Source organism: Komagataeibacter diospyri, assembly GCF_006538165.1.
Taxonomy (GTDB): Bacteria; Pseudomonadota; Alphaproteobacteria; order Acetobacterales; family Acetobacteraceae; genus Komagataeibacter; species Komagataeibacter diospyri.
The window spans coordinates 37,162-50,815 of sequence record NZ_BDLU01000050.1 but is presented as its reverse complement, the minus strand read 5'-3'; the positions used below and the strand labels follow the sequence as shown (position 1 = coordinate 50,815).

General features: G+C 62.2%; 11 protein-coding genes. 4 read left to right on the top strand and 7 right to left on the bottom strand.

The window, feature by feature from the left end; all coding sequences use genetic code 11:
• Positions 1–11 precede the first annotated feature (11 nt).
• Positions 12–1,493, top strand: a complete 1,482-nt coding sequence (locus tag MSKU9_RS11260; protein WP_141261537.1) for a sugar porter family MFS transporter — start codon at positions 12–14, stop codon at positions 1,491–1,493.
• Between the two features lie 113 nt (positions 1,494–1,606).
• On the opposite strand, the gene MSKU9_RS11255 is transcribed toward MSKU9_RS11260, so the two are convergent.
• Positions 1,607–3,604 (bottom strand): S9 family peptidase, encoded by a 1,998-nt coding sequence (locus MSKU9_RS11255; RefSeq protein WP_141261536.1) that lies wholly within the window; start codon positions 3,602–3,604, stop codon positions 1,607–1,609.
• Between MSKU9_RS11255 and MSKU9_RS11250 the strand changes: the two genes are divergently transcribed.
• Entirely contained in the window at positions 3,603–4,370 is a 768-nt protein-coding gene (locus tag MSKU9_RS11250) for a DedA family protein (RefSeq protein WP_141261535.1), read from the top strand. The two genes, MSKU9_RS11255 and MSKU9_RS11250, sit on opposite strands and share 2 nt — an antisense overlap.
• Positions 4,367–5,308, top strand: a complete 942-nt coding sequence (locus MSKU9_RS11245; RefSeq protein ID WP_141261534.1) for an SDR family oxidoreductase — start codon at positions 4,367–4,369, stop codon at positions 5,306–5,308. The genes MSKU9_RS11250 and MSKU9_RS11245 overlap by 4 nt, the downstream gene beginning before the upstream one ends.
• A gap of 123 nt (positions 5,309–5,431) precedes the next feature.
• Here MSKU9_RS11245 and trmB read toward each other — a convergent pair whose 3' ends face one another.
• The 6 genes from trmB to MSKU9_RS11215 all read right to left on the bottom strand — a co-directional run bounded on the left by trmB (position 5,432) and on the right by MSKU9_RS11215 (position 12,691).
• A complete protein-coding gene (trmB, locus tag MSKU9_RS11240) occupies positions 5,432–6,136 on the bottom strand; it encodes a tRNA (guanine(46)-N(7))-methyltransferase TrmB (protein ID WP_141261533.1) in 705 nt (234 codons plus the stop codon).
• A 221-nt stretch (positions 6,137–6,357) separates the two neighbouring features.
• Positions 6,358–7,545: a methionine adenosyltransferase gene (metK, locus tag MSKU9_RS11235; protein ID WP_141261532.1), complete on the bottom strand. Its 1,188-nt coding sequence runs from the start codon at positions 7,543–7,545 to the stop codon at positions 6,358–6,360.
• Between the two features lie 147 nt (positions 7,546–7,692).
• A complete protein-coding gene (dapB, locus tag MSKU9_RS11230; RefSeq protein WP_141261531.1) occupies positions 7,693–8,484 on the bottom strand; it encodes a 4-hydroxy-tetrahydrodipicolinate reductase in 792 nt (263 codons plus the stop codon).
• Between the two features lie 182 nt (positions 8,485–8,666).
• Positions 8,667–9,794, bottom strand: a complete 1,128-nt coding sequence (gene dnaJ / locus MSKU9_RS11225; protein ID WP_141261530.1) for a molecular chaperone DnaJ — start codon at positions 9,792–9,794, stop codon at positions 8,667–8,669.
• Between the two features lie 191 nt (positions 9,795–9,985).
• Complete coding sequence (gene dnaK, locus MSKU9_RS11220) at positions 9,986–11,899, bottom strand: molecular chaperone DnaK (protein ID WP_141261529.1); 1,914 nt, start codon at positions 11,897–11,899, stop codon at positions 9,986–9,988.
• A gap of 186 nt (positions 11,900–12,085) precedes the next feature.
• Complete coding sequence (locus tag MSKU9_RS11215; RefSeq protein WP_141261528.1) at positions 12,086–12,691, bottom strand: nucleotide exchange factor GrpE; 606 nt, start codon at positions 12,689–12,691, stop codon at positions 12,086–12,088.
• Positions 12,692–12,935: 244 nt separating this feature from the next.
• On the opposite strand from MSKU9_RS11215, the gene MSKU9_RS11210 reads away from it, so the two are divergent.
• Positions 12,936–13,646: a response regulator transcription factor gene (locus tag MSKU9_RS11210; protein WP_010508610.1), complete on the top strand. Its 711-nt coding sequence runs from the start codon at positions 12,936–12,938 to the stop codon at positions 13,644–13,646.
• The last annotated feature ends 8 nt before the right edge of the window (positions 13,647–13,654 follow it).

Below are 13,654 nucleotides of genomic sequence, written 5' to 3'. Positions count from 1 at the left end.
CAGGCATCCGCATGAATAACCAGACCCCACCAGCGCAACACCCCACGCCACAGGCAACGGAACCGTTGCCCGACATGTCCCAGATCGAGATTTCCCCCAACGCACGCAAGACCTTATGGCTCGCAGCCATCGTGGCCGCAATCTGTGGCGGCCTCTATGGTTACGATACCGGGATCGTCTCGGGCGCGCTGCTGCTGATTACGCGTGATTTCCACCTCAGCAGTTTCTATCAGGAGATGGTGGCCTCCGCCATTCTGGCGGGCGCCGTGATGGGTTCGCTGCTGACCGGGTGGATGTCCGAACATTATGGACGCCGCAAGTCCATCATGATCGTCACGGCCATTTTCGTTCTGGGTGCGCTGGCCTGCGCCTTTTCGCCAGATGTTTACATGCTGATCATTTCGCGTGTGTTCCTGGGGCTGGCGGTTGGCGGGTCCACGCAGGTGGTGCCCATGTACATCTCGGAACTGGCGCCAGCGCACAAGCGCGGGCACATGGTCACGATGTTCAACATCGCCATCGGCATCGGCATCTTTGCCGCCAACATCATCGGCTTTGCCGCGCGTGATGCATGGGGCTGGCGACCAATGGTGGCGATTGCCGCCATACCTGCTGCCGTCGTGTTCATTTCCATGTTCTTCCTGCCCAAAAGCCCGCGCTGGGCGGCGGAACATGAAAGCCTGGATTCCGCGCTGGAACAGTTGCAGCGCATCCGCACCTCCGAACGTGACATCCGGCGCGAAATGCGCCGTATCCACGCCAATGCGAACGAGGAAACCGACCCGCGCGACATTGGCTGGCGCGGCCTGCGCCAGCCTTGGGTGCGTCCGGCCCTTGTCGCCGCACTTGGCGTGGCCTTCTTCACGCAGGCGGGTGGTCTGGAAATGATGATCTACTATGCGCCGACCTTCCTGTCGGATGCGGGATTTGGCAGTTCATCCGCGTTGATGGCCAGCATTGGCATTTCGATCATCTATCTGGTCATGACCGTGCTGGGATCGAACATTGTCGACCGCATCGGCCGCCGCAGGCTGGTGCTGGTCATGGGGCCGGGCAGTGTGGTCAGCCTGATCGGGCTTGGCATCATGTTCCTGCTGCACCCGCAGCCGGGCAGCATGGGTAGCTGGCTGATCATTGTTTTCATGCTGCTGTTCATGGTGTTCAACGCCGGTGGCATCCAGGTCGTGGGCTGGCTGCTGGGGGCGGAGATGTTCCCGCTTTCCATGCGCGGCAACGCCACCAGCCTGCATTCGGCCATGCTGTGGGGCAGTGACCTGCTGGTGACCAGCACGGCGCTGACACTGGTCACCAAGATCACGCTGGGGGGCACGATGTGGTTCTATGCAGGCGTCAACCTGCTGTCGGTCCTGTTCGTGTATTTCATGGTGCCTGAAACACGTGGCGCCTCGCTGGAAGATATCGAGGAAGCCCTGCGTGAAGGCCGCTTCCGCCCGACACGCGGCAACACCGGCATTGTCGAGGAAGAAGAATAATAGCCGACAACACGGCATACAGTCGGCACCAGTAAAAAACGGGCGTTCCGATCAGGGAACGCCCGTTTTGCATTCAGGCAATAATACAAGTTTCTGGTGAAGCTTTTTACGGCTCAAACGACTTTTTCGGATTGCTGGGCAGTCAGGTTCACATGCAGGGCAGGGGAGGCAGGCAAGGCCAGCACCTGCTGGTAAAACGCCAGTTCCAGTTCCCATGCCCTGCGTATGGTCGTTTCCTGCCGGAAGCCGTGCCCTTCACCTTCAAATTCGTACAGCGCGCAGGTTACCCCGCGTCCACGCAGCGCCGCGACCATGGACTCCGCCTGCGCAGGTGGCACGACCCGGTCATCAAGTCCCTGCAGGAACAGGACCGGCACCCTGATGTTCGCCACCTGGGTTATGGGGGAACGGGCCAGATAGGTCGTTTCATCCGCAGGGTAGGGACCTACCAGCGTATCCAGATAACGCGATTCAAACTTGTGCGTATCCTGCGCCAGCGCGCGCAGGTCGGTCACGCCATACAGGCTGGTACCCGCCGCGAACAGGCGGGAGCGCGCCAGCGCCAGCAGCACGGTCAGGCCGCCCGCGCTGCTGCCCCGTATGACAATGCGGGCGGGGTCAACCTGTCCGGTCGTGACGAGATACTGGCAGGCGGCGATGCAGTCATCCACATCCACCACGCCCCACTGCCGTTCCAGCCGCTGCCGGTAGGCGCGGCCAAAACCGGTTGAGCCACCATAATTGACATCGACCACGGCAAAGCCCCGGCTGGTCCACCACTGCACCTTGAATGAAAAGGCCGGATTGGCCCGCCCCGTGGGACCACCATGGGCAACGACGACCAGCGGCGGCTTTTCCCCCTCCGGCCCACGATAACGGGCGCTGGCGGGCGCATAGAAAAAGGCGTGTCCCGTGCCCTCACCACCGGGCAGGGGAAAGTGGATCGGGGCAGGGCGGGCGATATCATCCGCCGACAGTGGCAGTTCCGTCGCCCGCCGCAGGACCTGCGGCGGCTGTCCCGGCTGGCCACGCACTACGGCCGCCGCGTTATCTGGCGGCGCATCCAGCCATGCAAACCCGTCCCCTTCCACCGGAACGGGACAGCCGGAGGGATGGCCAAGGTCCAGCGGGGTCACCACACCATCATGGATGGAAACCATACGGGTATCACCGTCGTTGATGACCATGGCCAGAATGCTGCCATCCGCCAGCGGTACGTAACTGCGCAGGCCGAATACCCAGTGCGGCTGACCGATTTCAGCTTTCATGGGCGCCAGCGCCACGGGAGAGGAGGACGTCGTATCAAACCGGTAGAGATTCCACCACCCGCTGCGATCGGACAGCGCCAGCAGCCGCCCCGCCGCGTCCCAGCACGGTTCGATGACCGATTCCGCCTGCCCGTCATCGCCCGCGGCACTCCATGGCGCGGCAAGGCGCGGCGGATCGTCCCCTTCCTGCAGCAGGGTCGCGACACGCAGCCGGGTGGCGTCCCACGGCATGGCCGGATGGTCCCATTCGATCCATGCCATATACCGTCCATCGGGCGAAGGACGGGGAGATGACAGAAAATCCGGCCCCATGACCAGCGGCGTGCCACCATTGAACGCCGGGTCTACCGTAATGGCGCAGTCCAGCACCACGATGGCGGCGGCGGGTTCCTCGTCTTCCGGGCGGTGGTCTTCACGCACACAGAACAGGAAACGACCATCGGGGCTGAATGTCAGGTCGGCATACCACAGCCCCGCCCCGGTCGAGAGACAGCGGGGTTTCCCCCCTTCCACCAGCCACAGGCTGCCGTCGCGGCGGTTGCTGAACGCAATGACACCCTGACATACCGCATAAGCACCACCGCCATATTCATGCACCCGCGTGCCGACATCAAACGGGGCAGGGGTCACATCAGCCACCTGCCCCGCACGGGCACGAACCAGCACGCGCCGCCCACCCTCGGCCGGGCGGCCCTCGATCCAGTAAATGTCACGCCCGTCCACCCGCACATCCGACAGGGAAACCGTCTTTCCCGCCACAAGTGCTGCACTGACGGGCGAGGGCCATGTACCATAAGGACGTGTTCCGGTATCCGTCGTGCCGCTGGTGCCGGACTGGGTCATGTTCTTGCTCCTGCCATTTGTGCGTGCCAATGGTATCGGAATTGCACACACCGCGTTTTACGTTCTGTTATCCGTAATCTACATACTCTTTTCATTTGTGACAGGTAGTCCGCTGCTTCAGCATCTCGAACATCTTTTCCAGCATTACGGCTATGGCGTGATTGGCGTTATTGTCATGCTGGAAAGCATGGGCATTCCCCTTCCGGCTGAAACCCTTGTCATTTCGGCTGCAATCTACTGCGCCACCACCCACCGGCTGGATATTGCATGGGTGGCGACGGCCGCCATCATTGGCGCGATTACGGGCGACAACCTTGGCTACCTGATCGGGCGCGGGCTTGGCTACCCGCTGCTGGAACGCCATGGGGCGAAGGTGGGGCTTACGACACGACGCCTCCAGACCGGGCGTTTCCTGTTCCGGCGATATGGGGGGATCATTGTATGCGCGGGACGCTTCATTGCCATCCTGCGCGTATTCGTGGCCCTGCTGGCCGGGGCCAGCCACATGCCGTGGTCCCGGTTCCTGATATATAATGCAGTCGGTGGCATAATATGGGCTGGTGGATATGCCTATGCCGCCTATTACCTTGGCCACAGGATCATGCGCATTTCCGGTCCCGTGGGAATAGCAGTCGCAACCGGGGGCGGAATCATGATGGTATGCACCATCATTTTCCTGCGGCGGCATGAAGCGCGCCTGACGGCACAGGTGGAAGCCGAAGCCCTGAAGGAAATGCACCAATCCGGAGAACAGGCGGACACATGACAAGACACTGGACCATCCGACAGGCGCCCCGCATGGACGGACGCCTTGCCCTTGTCACCGGAGCTACCGGTGGCCTTGGCTACCAGACGGCCCTGGGCCTGGCCTCACGCGGGGCGCGGGTCATGCTTGCGGGCCGCAATGCCGACAAGGGACTGGCCGCCCTGACCCGGCTGCAGCACGATGCGCCGGGGGCTGACGTCACGTTCCGGCTGCTGGATGTCGCAAGCCTTGCCTCGATCGCGACCTTCGCACGCGAACTGGCGGATGAAACCGACAGGCTGGACATTCTGGTCAACAATGCCGGTGTCATGGGCACGCCGCGGCGCATGGAAACGCACGACGGGTTCGAACTTCAGTTCGGTACCAATTTCCTTGGTCCCTTCGCGCTGACGGCACGCCTGCGCCCGCTGCTGTGCGCGACCCCGCAGGGTGGGCGCGTGGTCACGGTGGCAAGCCTGGCCGCCCTGACGGGCCAGATCGTGTTTAATGACCTGCAGGGCCGTCGCCGCTATGCTCCCTTCCGTGCCTACCGGCAGAGCAAGCTGGCGGACCTGATCCTGGCGCTGGAACTGGACCGACAGGCCCGCACCCATGGCTGGCCGCTGCATTCCATTGCCGCCCATCCCGGCTGGGCCATGACCGACATCGCGGCCAGCCGTCTGAATACGAAACAGGGTCTGCAGGAACGACTGACCCGTTTTGGCGCGATCTGGGCCTTCCGCCTGATGGGGCAGTCCGCAGCCCATGGCGCGCTGCCCATAGAATTCGCCGCCATGGCACCAGAGGCCCGTGACGGCGGCTATTACGGGCCAGGTGGCCGGGGCGAACGGCGGGGCCATGTGGCTGAAGCCTTCATTCCGGCCGCTGCGCGTGACCTGACCATTGCACGACGGATGTGGCAGGTGGCGGAACGACTGACCGGCACGTCGTTGTCGTAATCAGGAAATTTTAAAATAAAGAAAAGTTTCTGGTGAAGCTTTTTTAAAAGCTGCAAGAAACGCCGCCTTTTAAATAAAGGCGGCACCCAAAACTTTTCTATTGGCTGAGGTCTGGATAACTGCTCAGCGGCGGACAAACGTCCAGTACAACGGCTGGCGGCCAGCCTTCAGCGCCTTGGCTTCGTAACGGGTGGGCGGCCAGCCTTCGGGGCGCACCATGGCGGGCGGTGCGGTATCAAACAGATCCTGCCCGCCCATCACTTCCTCAACCCATGTCTGATAGGTCGGGTCGTCACTGGCCACGCGCCAGATCGCGCCGGGACGCAGGATACGCGCCGCCATCCTGACCGTTTCGGGGTGAACGAAACGCCGCTTCGCATGACGGGACTTGGGCCACGGATCGGGAAACATCAGGAACAGACGGTCTATCGACGCATCGGGCAGGCCGCGCAGCAGGATACGCGCGTCCTCATCCCATATCCGCAGCATGTCAGGCACGGGGGCGGTTGCTTCCCCATCATCCGGCACCACGCGGGACAGCAGGGAACACAGCCCGTTTTCAAAGACCTCGCACGCGATATAGCCGACATCCGGATGGGCCACGTGCTGGGCCAGCGAATGTTCGCCGCCACCAAAGCCCACCTCCAGCCAGATCTGTCCGGGCGCATGCCCGAAAGCTGAAGCCGGGTCCGGTATCGCCGCCTCGGGGAAGCGCATGCGCGGCAGTGTCTGGTCCAGAAGCCGCTGCTGGCGCGGGCGTAGCGGATGGCCGCGCTGGCGTCCGTAAAGCCGGTCAGGAGATGCCTTTACATCCACGGAAGCCGTCATATACCCGAAAATCCTGCTCCTGCTGCCGTGGTGCACACCACACGGCATGATTAACCCCATGGGGGCGGGGAAAACACGGCGGGGGCCGCCACGACCGGCTTTTGCAAGCAGACATGGCAAGCCCCCTTAATACGGAAGTTTTTGGTGAATCTTTTTTCAAAAAGCTTCAAAGAACACCGCCTTTTTGAAAAAAGACGGCACCCAAAAACTTGCCCTGTTTTTTAGCGGTTGAACGCGCCACGCAGGGCATCGACCAGATCGGTCTGTTCCCACGTGAAATCGTCCTTCGCCGCGTCCGGCGTACGGCCAAAGTGACCGTAGGCGGAGGTCTGGGTGTAAATCGGACGGTTCAGGCGCAGGTGCTTGCGGATACCGCGCGGGGACAGGTCCATGACTTCGCGCAGTACGCGGCCCAGCTTTGCCTCATCAATGTCCTTGCCCGTGCCATCAAGGTCGACATAGACCGACAGCGGGTGGGACACGCCGATGGCGTAGGAAATCTGCAGTGTGCAGCGATCGGCCAGACCGGCTGCCACGACGTTCTTCGCCAGGTAACGGCAGGCATAGGCCGCCGAACGGTCAACCTTCGTCGGATCCTTGCCCGAGAACGCGCCGCCGCCATGCGGCGCCGCACCGCCATAGGTGTCCACGATGATCTTGCGCCCCGTCAGGCCACAGTCACCATCGGGACCACCGATGACGAACACGCCGGTGGGGTTGACGTAGAATTCGTCTTCCGGCGGCATCCAGCCTTCCGGCAGGACATCACGCACGATGCTGCCCAGTTCCTCACGGATGGTGGCCTGGCTGGCCCCTTCAACGTGCTGGGTGGAAATCACGACGGAGGTGGCGCCAACCGGCTTGCCATCAACATAGCGCAGGGTGACCTGGCTCTTGGCGTCGGGCTGCAGGGCGGCTGCACGCGGGTCACCTGCCTTGCGCAGGTCACGCACGCGGTGGAGGATATCATGCGCGTAGAACAGCGGCGCGGGCATCAGGCTTTCGGTTTCACGCGTGGCGAAGCCGAACATGATGCCCTGGTCGCCAGCGCCCTCGTCCTTTTCACCCGCGCTGTCCACGCCCACGGCGATGTCGGCAGACTGTGCGTGCAGGTAGTATTCCACCTCGGCATTGCGCCAGGAGAACCCGGCCTGATCGTAACCGATGTCCTTCACCGCGTCGCGCGCACCCTGGATCAGCAGGTCGGGGGTAACAGAGGCCGGGCCACGGACTTCACCCGCCAGGATGATACGGTTGGTGGTGACCATCGTTTCACACGCAACGCGCGATTCACCGTCTGCGGTCAGGAATGCATCGAGAACGGTATCACTGATCCGGTCGGCGACCTTGTCGGGATGCCCTTCGGATACCGATTCCGATGTAAACAGAAAATCGCCTTTATTACGCATGATGGTCCTGTCTGCCTCGTGTGGAGTAGGAGAAATAACGCCTGCGGAACCCGGCGTACGATCGGAAGCGTTTGACGGAAACCCAATCAGGCGTCAAGCCATTTCCCTGAATACCACCATCCCATGACATTAGTCCGGCATGCTTATTTACGCAGGGCGTTCCAGCCCCAGTACATCTTCCATGTCATAAAGACCATTCTGACGACTGCGTAACCAGCGTGCCGCCCGGACCGCGCCGGTGGCATAGACCCGGCGGTCAAAGGAGCGGTGGGTCAGGCTGATCTGTTCATGCCCGGACGTAAAAATGACCGAATGCTCGCCCACGATCTGCCCGCCACGCAGGGCGGCAAAACCGATCGCACCATCCGCACGCGGGCCGGTATGGCCGTCGCGGCCGCTTTCAATATGGTCTTCCAGCCGGATACCCCGGCCTTCGGCCACCGCGCGCCCCATGGCCAGCGCCGTGCCGGACGGGGCATCGACTTTCTGGCGATGATGCATTTCCAGTATCTCGGCGTCATATTCGCTACCGGGCAGGATGGCAGCCATCTGCCGGGCAAGACGCGTGACCAGTGTTACGCCAGGGGAGAAATTGGCCGCCTGCACCACCGCGATCTTTTTCGCGGCCACGTCAACTGCCTGCTGCTGGACCGGCGACAGGCCGGTCGTGCCCAGCACCCATGCGGTCCCGGTTCCAGCCAGTGCCGCAGCATGCGGGATAACCGTATCGGCATGGGTGAAATCGATCACGACGTCACAGTGGCGCGCGAGTTCGGCAATATCGGCATAAACCGGACAATCAATGCCGTCGACCTTCTGACCATCGCGTGTCGTACCCCCGGCCAGCACGGCGCCACCCGATGGCACCTCTTCCGCCAGAAGGCGACCTACGCGCCCGTTCAGGCCCGCGATCCCGATACGCAATGGCTGCGCGTCCATGCAGTCTTCTCCACCAGTGTCCAGATATAGAAATAGCGGCGCGACCGGGGGATCGCGCCGCCTGAGCCTACTCATGGTGCAAGTTGGGGGGGATCACCATGAATAGTGTCATGACCCTACACCTGAATAATCAGTCTTTTCAACCGCCCCCCTGTCATGACTGGGTGGGGACAGGAGCAGGCTTACAGCTTGCCTTCAAAAAAATCCTTCACCTTGCTGAAAAACCCGGTGCTTTCAGGGCTGCCCTTGGCATGACCCGCCGCATCACCTTCGAATTCCTCCAGCAGTTCACGCTGGCGCTTGGTCAGGTGGCGCGGCGTCTCCACCACGACCTGAATATACATATCCCCACGTGCAGAAGACCGCAGGACCGAGAACCCCTTGCCACGCAGGCGGAAGTGTTCGCCCGTCTGGGTTCCCGCCGGGATCTTCACCTTGGTGCGTGACCCGTCCACGACCGGTACCTCAATCTCGGTTCCCAGCGCCGCCTGCGCCATGCGCACGGGCACGCGGCAGTAGATGTTGGCACCATCGCGCTGGAATATCGCGTGCTGTTCGACCGACACATGGACATACAGGTCACCCGCAGGCACGCCCTTGCCGCCGGATTCCCCTTCGCCGGAAATACGGATGCGGGTACCGTCTTCCACACCGGCAGGGATTGCGACCTCGATCGTGCGGTTCTTTTCCACCGTGCCGGTGCCGTGGCATTCCTTGCACGGATTACGGATCAGGCGACCCGACCCATGGCAGGTGGGGCAGGGACGTTCAACAAAGAAAAAGCCCTGCTGCGCGCGCACCTTGCCTGCACCATGGCACGAAGGGCAGGTTTCGGGCTTCGCATCCTTGTCCGCCGACCCGGTGCCGTCACAGCTTTCGCAGGTGACGCGGGTGGGAACGGTGATCTTTTTCTTAACGCCGGCAAACGCCTCGGCAAAGGTGATGGTAACCTGCACCTGCAGGTCGGCACCCGAACGGCGGCCACCGCGCCTGCCGCCCATCATGTCACCGAACATCTGTTCGAAAATGTCACCCAGACCGCCGCCACCGAAATCAAAGCCGCCGGCTCCGGGACCACCGCCTTCGAACGCCGCATGGCCGAACCGGTCATAGGCCGCGCGCTTCTGGTCATCCTTCAGCACGTCGTAGGCTTCGTTGATTTCCTTGAACCTGTTTTCCGCGTCCCCATCCCCCGGGTTCCGGTCGGGATGGTATTTCATGGCCAGCTTGCGATACGCCCGCTTGATCTCGTCACCATTGGCATCGCGAGAAACTTCAAGGACTGCGTAATAATCTATCTTGGTGGCCATGTGGGTCCTCTAGCAAACGCGACCGCCCGGCATCCTCGCGGCACGATCATCGCGTTCCAGAATAGTGTTGCTGGACAGAATATGAAAAGCGCCCGTCTTCACAGAAGCACGGGCGCCACCCTGGTGGAAAGGTTGGGCGGACCCGCAGGTCCGCCCCGCCATTCCGGAGCCTGTATGACGCCTCGCGGCGATCAGGACTTCTTGGAGTCGTCCACGTCTTCGAAGTCGGCGTCGACAACCTTTTCGTCCTTCGGCGCACCACCCGGTGCGGCACCTGCTGCACCGGCCGCACCTTCGGCCTGGCCTGCCTTGTAGACGGCTTCACCAACCTTCATGGCAACCTGCGTCAGGCGATCGGTCGCCGTCTTCAGGGCTTCCGCATCGGTACCTTCCAGAGCCTTGCGCACTTCAGCAATCGCTGCTTCCGCTTCGGTCCTGTCAGCCGCCGGAACCTTGTCGCCAGCTTCGCTCAGCGACTTTTCGACCTGGTGGGTCAGACCTTCAGCCTGGTTACGGGCCTCGACCTGTTCCTTCTTCACCTTGTCGGCAGCAGCATTGGCTTCGGCGTCCTTCACCATCTTTTCGATGTCGGACTCGGACAGACCACCAGAAGCCTGGATCTTGATCTGCTGTTCCTTGCCGGTCGCCTTGTCCTTGGCCGAGACGGACACGATGCCGTTGGCGTCAATGTCGAACGTCACCTCGATCTGCGGCACGCCACGCGGTGCGGGGGCGATGCCGGTCAGGTCGAATGTGCCCAGCAGCTTGTTGTCAGCCGCCATTTCACGCTCGCCCTGATAGACCTTGATGGTCACGGCGTTCTGGTTGTCTTCCGCGGTCGAGAAGGTCTGGCTCTTCTTCGTCGGGATCGTCGTGTTGCGGTCGATCAGGCGGGTGAACACGCCACCCAGCGTCTCGATACCCAGCGACAGCGGCGTCACGTCAAGCAGCAGCACGTCCTTGACGTCACCCTGCAGCACCGCGCCCTGAACAGCCGCACCGATGGCGACCACTTCGTCGGGGTTCACGTTGCGGGCGGGTTCCTTGCCGAAGAACTCCTTAACGGCCTCGATCACCTTGGGCATGCGGGTCATGCCGCCGACGAGGATGACTTCGTCAATCTCACCAGCCGAAACCGACGCGTCCTTCATGGCAGCGCGGCAGGGTTCCAGCGTGCGCTGGATCAGGTCGTCCACCAGGCTTTCCAGCTTGGCGCGGCTCAGCTTCACCACAAGGTGCTTCGGGCCGGATGCATCAGCCGTGATGAACGGCAGGTTGATCTCGGTTTCCTTGGCCGAAGACAGCTCGATCTTCGCCTTTTCGGCGGCTTCCTTCAGGCGCTGCAGGGCCAGCTTGTCCTGACGCAGGTCGATGCCCTGCTCACGCTTGAACTCGTCAGCCAGGAAGCCGATGATACGGGCGTCGAAGTCTTCACCGCCGAGGAAGGTGTCACCGTTGGTGGACTTCACCTCGATCACGCCGTCGGAGATCTCGAGAATGGACACGTCGAACGTGCCGCCGCCAAGGTCATAGACCGCAACCGTGCCGCCGTTCTTCTTCTGCAGGCCATAGGCCAGTGCGGCAGCGGTCGGCTCGTTGATGATACGCAGGACTTCCAGGCCTGCGATACGGCCGGCGTCCTTGGTGGCCTGACGCTGCGCGTCGTTGAAGTACGCGGGCACCGTAATGACGGCCTGCGTGACCTTCTCGCCCAGATAAGCCTCGGCCGTTTCCTTCATCTTGCCGAGGATGAAGGCGGAAATCTGCGCGGGGGCGTATTTCTTGCCCTGTGCCTCGACCCATGCGTCGCCGTTGTCACCCTTCACGATGGCGTAGGGAACCAGTTCCTTGTCCTTCGCCACGGTGGGATCGTCATAACGGCGGCCGATCAGGCGCTTGACCGCATACAGGGTGTTGGACGGGTTGGTGACCGCCTGACGCTTCGCTGCCTGACCGACCAGCATTTCGCCGTTGTCGGTAAACGCCACCATGGACGGGGTGGTGCGTGCGCCTTCGCTGTTTTCGATAACCCGCGTCTCGTCGCCTTCGCGCACGGCAACGCAGGAATTGGTCGTACCAAGGTCGATACCGATAACCTTGCTCATTCAGATACTCTCCTTTTCAGCGGCCCGCCCTGACCCGAAGCATCGGGACGGACCCTTTCTTTCATATCGTCCGGTGATGGGGCGGACTGTCTGTTTCACATCCGCACGCCGTCACCGCTGTTACTATCCGATGTAGGCAGCTCCCGCGCAGCTTTCAAGAGCCTGAAGACATGCGCGGAAACGATTTCACCCTGCCTGCGCCGGTCCCTTTGACACGACAACCATGGCCGGCTTGAGCAGCCGCCCGTGCAGCGTCCATGCGGGGGTCCATGCCTCCATCACGGTGCCATGGGGGTGTTCGTCGCTGTGCTGTTCCGCCATGGCCTGGTGAAGGTTGGCGTCAAAGGGCTTGCCCTTCGCGTCTTCCGCCTTGATGCCATTGCGTTCCAGAATGCCGACGAACGACCGTTCGGTGCTTTCGATCCCTTCACGCATACGGGTCAGGATGCTGTCCTCGCCCTCGGTCGGCTGGGGCAGGCTGGCGACCGCGCGCTTGAGGTTGTCGGCCGCTTCGACCACATCCTTGGCGAATTTCTGCACGGCGTACTGCCGGGCGTCTTCCACCTCGCGCTTGGCACGGTTGCGGACGTTCTGGGTCTCGGCTTCCGCACGGACCCATTTGTCACGCAGGGCCGCGACCTCGGCCTCCAGTTCGGCCACGCGCGGATCGACCGCGGCCTGCCCGGCTTCAGCTTCCGGCGTGTGGCCGGAATGTTCACCAGTCGCGGGATTGGGTGTGCCGTCGCCGGTTGCGGCATCGGCAAAGGGGGTGGGGTCTGTGTTCTCGCTCATGCTCTTACAAGTAGGTAACGACTGGCCAATGGACAAGGCATTGCGCTCCCGGCAGGCATGCCGTTTTTGCGCAACTTGTCCCGATCCAATGGAACAGCCGGAACGCCAGCGGCGTTCCAGTGAAGCAGGATGCCCGCATCCCCTCATGACATGCGGGTGAATATCACGCTATGCTACATGCCTGCGCCGGACAAGGGACCGGCGGGCATGCCCGCATCGGCAAAGGAGCGAAAAGAGAGCCCCCATGGAGCCAACGAAACAGACGATCGTGCTGGTTGACGATGACAGGAACATCCTGACCTCCGTGCAGATGACACTGGAGGCGGAGGGATTCATTGTCCGCACCTACACCGATGGCGAAAGCGCGCTGCACGGTCTGTCGTCACGGCCAGCGGATCTGGCGGTGCTGGATATCAAGATGCCGCGCATGGACGGGATGGAACTGCTCCAGCGCCTGCGTGCGCGTTCACAGCTCCCCGTGATCTTCCTGTCTTCCAAGGATGAGGAAGTGGACCAGCTCATGGGCCTGCGGCTGGGGGCGGATGACTACATCACCAAGCCTTTTTCCCAGCGCCTGCTGCTGGAACGCATCCGCGCGCTGCTGCGCCGCAACGAGGTCAGCCGCAGCGAGGCTGCGGGTGTCAGCCCCACCGGCACCATGGTGCGGGGCGGGCTGTCACTGGATGAAACACGGCACCAGTGCCTGTGGCACGGGCGGGACATCCAGCTTACGGTAACCGAATTCCTGCTGGTCAAGGCGCTTGCGGCGCGTCCGGGGCTGGTCAAGTCGCGTGACCAGCTGATTGATGCGGCGTATGGCGAGAACATCTATGTCGATGACCGCACGATCGACAGCCACATCAAGCGCGTGCGCAAGAAATTCCGTCAGGTTGATGAGGAATTCAACCAGATCGAGACCCTGTACGGGATCGGCTACCGTTACAAGGAAGAATGACCCAGCCG

Bases quoted from the DNA above. Each gene is read 5' to 3' on its own strand.
- MSKU9_RS11260 (WP_141261537.1), top strand. From the start codon at position 12: ATGAATAACCAGACCCCACCAGCGCAACACCCCACGCCACAGGCAACG.
- MSKU9_RS11250 (WP_141261535.1), top strand. From the start codon at position 3,603: ATGTTCTTGCTCCTGCCATTTGTGCGTGCCAATGGTATCGGAATTGCA.
- MSKU9_RS11255 (WP_141261536.1), bottom strand. From the start codon at position 3,604: ATGACCCAGTCCGGCACCAGCGGCACGACGGATACCGGAACACGTCCT.
- MSKU9_RS11245 (WP_141261534.1), top strand. From the start codon at position 4,367: ATGACAAGACACTGGACCATCCGACAGGCGCCCCGCATGGACGGACGC.
- trmB (WP_141261533.1), bottom strand. From the start codon at position 6,136: ATGACGGCTTCCGTGGATGTAAAGGCATCTCCTGACCGGCTTTACGGA.
- metK (WP_141261532.1), bottom strand. From the start codon at position 7,545: ATGCGTAATAAAGGCGATTTTCTGTTTACATCGGAATCGGTATCCGAA.
- dapB (WP_141261531.1), bottom strand. From the start codon at position 8,484: ATGGACGCGCAGCCATTGCGTATCGGGATCGCGGGCCTGAACGGGCGC.
- dnaJ (WP_141261530.1), bottom strand. From the start codon at position 9,794: ATGGCCACCAAGATAGATTATTACGCAGTCCTTGAAGTTTCTCGCGAT.
- dnaK (WP_141261529.1), bottom strand. From the start codon at position 11,899: ATGAGCAAGGTTATCGGTATCGACCTTGGTACGACCAATTCCTGCGTT.
- MSKU9_RS11215 (WP_141261528.1), bottom strand. From the start codon at position 12,691: ATGAGCGAGAACACAGACCCCACCCCCTTTGCCGATGCCGCAACCGGC.
- MSKU9_RS11210 (WP_010508610.1), top strand. From the start codon at position 12,936: ATGGAGCCAACGAAACAGACGATCGTGCTGGTTGACGATGACAGGAAC.